The organism is Caulobacter sp. D5, from assembly GCF_003185805.1.
GTDB lineage: Bacteria > Pseudomonadota > Alphaproteobacteria > Caulobacterales > Caulobacteraceae > Caulobacter.
In genome coordinates this window covers 1-3,969 of record NZ_QHJY01000463.1, presented here as the reverse complement: position 1 = coordinate 3,969, position 3,969 = coordinate 1, and the positions used below count along the sequence as shown (strand labels likewise).

The 3,969-nt window shown below is 68.3% G+C and carries 5 protein-coding genes; 3 read left to right on the top strand and 2 right to left on the bottom strand.

The window, feature by feature from the left end; translation table 11 throughout:
* Positions 1–1,498 (bottom strand): di-heme-cytochrome C peroxidase (locus tag DMC18_RS23640; protein WP_199232622.1); only part of this gene is annotated, 1,498 nt, incomplete at its 3' end.
* A gap of 161 nt (positions 1,499–1,659) precedes the next feature.
* On the opposite strand from DMC18_RS23640, the gene DMC18_RS23635 reads away from it, so the two are divergent.
* From DMC18_RS23635 to DMC18_RS23625, 3 genes are all read left to right on the top strand, one after another.
* A complete protein-coding gene (locus DMC18_RS23635) occupies positions 1,660–2,931 on the top strand; it encodes a cytochrome P450 (protein WP_110133369.1) in 1,272 nt (423 codons plus the stop codon).
* Between the two features lie 129 nt (positions 2,932–3,060).
* On the top strand, positions 3,061–3,393 hold the full coding sequence (locus DMC18_RS23630) for a hypothetical protein (RefSeq protein WP_110133368.1): 333 nt from the start codon (positions 3,061–3,063) through the stop codon (positions 3,391–3,393).
* Between the two features lie 135 nt (positions 3,394–3,528).
* Complete coding sequence (locus DMC18_RS23625) at positions 3,529–3,873, top strand: hypothetical protein (RefSeq protein ID WP_110133367.1); 345 nt, start codon at positions 3,529–3,531, stop codon at positions 3,871–3,873.
* Between the two features lie 17 nt (positions 3,874–3,890).
* Here the strand turns inward: DMC18_RS23625 and DMC18_RS27075 are convergent.
* Positions 3,891–3,969 (bottom strand): hypothetical protein (locus DMC18_RS27075; protein WP_233248274.1); only part of this gene is annotated, 79 nt, incomplete at its 5' end.

Genomic DNA, 3,969 nt, shown 5'->3' with positions numbered 1-3,969 from the left:
CGGTGACGCCGGGCTGCAGGCCAAGCGCCAGCGGCGTCTTGATCTTGCGGGCCGACAGGATCTCGGCCTGGCCGGGGTCGGTGCCGACCACGCTGAGCGGGATGATGTTGACCTTCAGATAGCTCTCGCCGTGCTCGTTGGCCGTGGTCCACAGCGACGGGGTGTAGAGCGCCTGGTTGGGGTCGTCGACCGGCGGCAGGTGGCAGCCCTGGCAGCGCAGGGCGTAGACCTTGCGGCCCGCCTCGGCCTTGGCGATGTCGATCCGGCCCAGCACGTCCTGCGGCCACTTGGGACCCGACAGCCCCTTGAAGCCGCGCACCCGGCCGTCGGGCTCGCGGTCCAGCGGGTTGGGGCCTTCGATCTGCTGCTCCATCCGCGCCAGGTTGCCCACCGGCACCGACGAGTCCCACAGCTTGTGGGGCTGGTCGTAGGTGGTCATGTTCACCCGCGCCAGCACCCCGATCGCCTCGCCGACATTGCGGATGGCCGGCTGGCCGATCGAACCGTCGTACTGCGCCCAGGTGAACCACGGCGTGGTCCACAGATGCGGATACTTCACCGGCGCGCTCAGGGCCGCGTAGTTGACCAGAGGGTCGAAGGTCGCCGACTTCACCGGCAGCAGGTTGACGTAGAACACCTCGTTGCCGATGCGGTTGAGAGCGTCCAGGCGGTTGAAGCCCTCGGGCACGCCGTCGCGCCTGTCGATCTCCGACGTCGCCTTGGCCGCCGCGGCCAGGGTCTTGATGGTCGCCTTCAGGTCGGCGTGCAGCTGCTTGCGCTGGGCCTTGGTGGCCTTGGGGCCGAGCACCCGGTCGGCGAACGAGTTGAAGCGCCAGGGCAGCACGTCGGTCAGCAGCAGGGCCGCGCCCAGGGTGCTGGTCAGCTGGCCCAGGCTCGAGGCGGCGTTGCCGCCGTCGATGCGCAGGGAGACGCCGTTATATTCCAGGTGGCCCGTGTGGCAGGCCGCGCAGGTCAGGCCCACCTGGTCGGGCAGCATCTTGCCGGTGGTCGGGTCGGCATAGGCCTTGGTGATGGCGAAGCCCACCGGCATGCCGGCCGGGTTGAGGCCCTGGTTGCTCTCGACCGAGGCGTCGGCGGGCACGCCGCCGATCTTGTGCTTGTAGCCGTAGGCCTTCTCGCGCCAGCCGGCGGGACCCGCCTGGCCGCCGCCCGACGGCGGGCTGGGGATGAAGCCCAGCTTCTGCATGTAGCCGTCGTTGATGAACAGCTTCTCCTTGCCGGGCAGGATCTTCGGTTCGGCCACGGCCACGAACCAGGCGTAGGGGATCGGCAGGGTCGAGGTGCCCTGGGTGGCGTGGTGGAACCAGTAGCGGTCGCTCTCGCTCCAGCCCTGGTCGAGCCAGCGGGCCTCGCGCACCGGCTGGGCCGGCGGCAGCGGCGGCTCGACGAAGGACAGAACCTTCTGGATCCCGATCCCCACCGCCACGAAGACGACCAGCGCCAAGATCCACAAGGCGGCTTTCTTGAATCCCGACATCGACGTTCCCCTCCGCGACGCACCCCATAAGAATGCAATTTTGAGGACTCATCAACATGGGATACAATTTCTGGAAGTGACGCGCCTGCCCCTCTCGTGGCGGGTGCGTCTCGGGGCCGCTTTTTTTCAGAACAACCAAACCCGCCAAGCCGAGGTCAAAGATGGTCGATGTCGCAGCATCATCGTTCCTGGACGCCTACGACGCCGCGCAGCAGCCGCAGCAGAAACTGGGCCTCCTCTATCAGTGGATCGCCACCAAGCCCTTGGCGCTGTTCAAGGAATTGCGAACCCGGCGGCCGATCCTGGTCACGCCCGGCGGGCCGACCCTCCTGGCGATGTTCGCCGACGTCGAGGAGGCCCTGACCCGGAACCTGCAGTTCACGGTCAAGCCCTACGCGCCCAAGATGGACCCAGCCGTCGGCCCGTTCATGCTGGCCCGCGACGGCACGGTCTACAACCAGCGCGACAAGAGCATCATGCGCGCCCTGATCCAGCAGGCCGACCTGCCCAGCGTGCGCCAGACGGTGGCCAAGATCGGCGCCAAGCTGATCGCCCAGGGCGCCTCGCCCGACGGCCGGCTGGAGCTGGTCTCGCAGGTCACCCGCCCCGGCCCGATCGCCCTGACCGGCCAATATTTCGGCTTTCCGGGGCCGGACCTGACGGCGATGCTGCGCTGGTCCTACGCCACCCAGAACGACATGTTCCACAACCTGACCGACGACCCCAAGGTCCATGCGGCCAACATCGCCGCCGGGGCCGAGATGCGGTCCTACCTGGAAGACTTCCTGCCCCGCCGCGCCAAGCAGGTGAAGGCCGATCCCAAGCTCGACGACGTGGTCTCCCGCATGCTGCGCCTGCAGACCCCGCCGCAGATCGGCTTCGACCAGGGCCGGATCCTTTCGAACACCATGGGCCTGCTGGTCGGCGGCATCGAGACCACCTCGGCCGCCATCGTTCAGGCGATCGACCAGCTGCTCGACCGGCCCGACCAGATGGTCGCCGCCAAGCGCGCGGCCCAGGCCAATGACGACGCGACCTTCGACGCCATCTTCTGGGAGGCCCTGCGCTTCAACCCGATGGCCCCGTTCGTGGTCCGCCTGCTGGTCGAGCCCTACACGATCGCCGCCGGCACCCCGCGCCAGACCACCCTGGCCGCCGGCACGGTGGTGTTCGCCAGCGTCGCCTCGGCCATGCACGACGGCACGGTCGTTCCCGATCCGGAGACCTTCAAGCCCGGCCGCCCGGCCTATCACTACCTGCACCTGGGCTTCGGCGAGCACCGCTGCCTGGGCGACCAGGTCAGCCTGATGCAGGCCCCCGAGCTGGCCAAGCAGATCATCAAGGCCGGCTTCTGCAAGCGCGCCGCCGGCGCTGCCGGCCGTCTCGACTTCAAGGGCGGCCCGTTCCCGGAAAGCCTGGTGCTGACGAAGTAGCAGCGAACGAAGCGACGAGGCGGCGCGAGCCGTCTCGTCGAAATCCACCCAAGATTGACCACGTCGACGCGCGCCTCCTAAAGCTTGACCTTGGCCGTCACGGCTGCTCGTCAACCTTTGGAGATCTTCATGAAACGCCTGGTCGCGGCCGCCGCCGTCGCCCTTCTCTTCACGTCCGCCGCCCATGCCTCCAGCACCACCATCGGCGACGTCAGCCTGGTGAGCGTCCTGAAGAACGGGACGGTGCTGTTCAATCACAACGGCGACCGCACGGCCCGGCCGGCCTGCGCCACCAACATGGGCCGCTGGGCCTTCGACGGCTCCACCCCCGCCGGCCAGGCCAAGCTCTCCCTGCTGCTCACCGCCTATTCGTCGGGCAAGAAGATCGTCGTGGTCGGAGACGGCGCGTGCGGCCAGGGCGGCGACACCGAGACCATCGACTACATCTACACCGCCAACTGACCCGTGTGGGTGCAGGCTTCGGCGCCTGTCCCCGCACGCCATCGGGAACGCCCGATAAAACTCATCCAAGAGTTGCGCGCACCCTGTAGCTTCACCATAGTCCGCCGGCCCGAAACCCTACCGAAAGCCAGTTTCATGAAGCGTCTGCGCGTCGCGCTCGCCGGTCTCCTCGCGGCCACCGCCCTGGTCGCACCCACCGCCCAAGCCTCGTCCTCGGCGAGCGGGCTGGTCATCTATCTGCACGTGATGGACAACGGGACGGTGCTGTTCCACCACCTGGGCTCGCGCACCGCGACCCCGACCTGCGCGACCAACACCGCCCGCTGGGCCTTCGACGGTTCGACGCCCGCCGGCCAGGCCAAGCTCGCCCTGCTGACGACCGCCTACGCCACCAAGCAGCCGATCGTCGTCTACGGCAAGGGCGCCTGCAACGTCTGGGGCGACACCGAGACCGTCGAGTACTTCCACACGATGGACTGACGGCGGGGCGCCCCGCCCTACTCCTTGCGTCCCAGCGGGTGCTTGGTCCGAACCACTTCGGCCAGGTGCTCGCCGGCGACGTGGGTGTAGATCTGG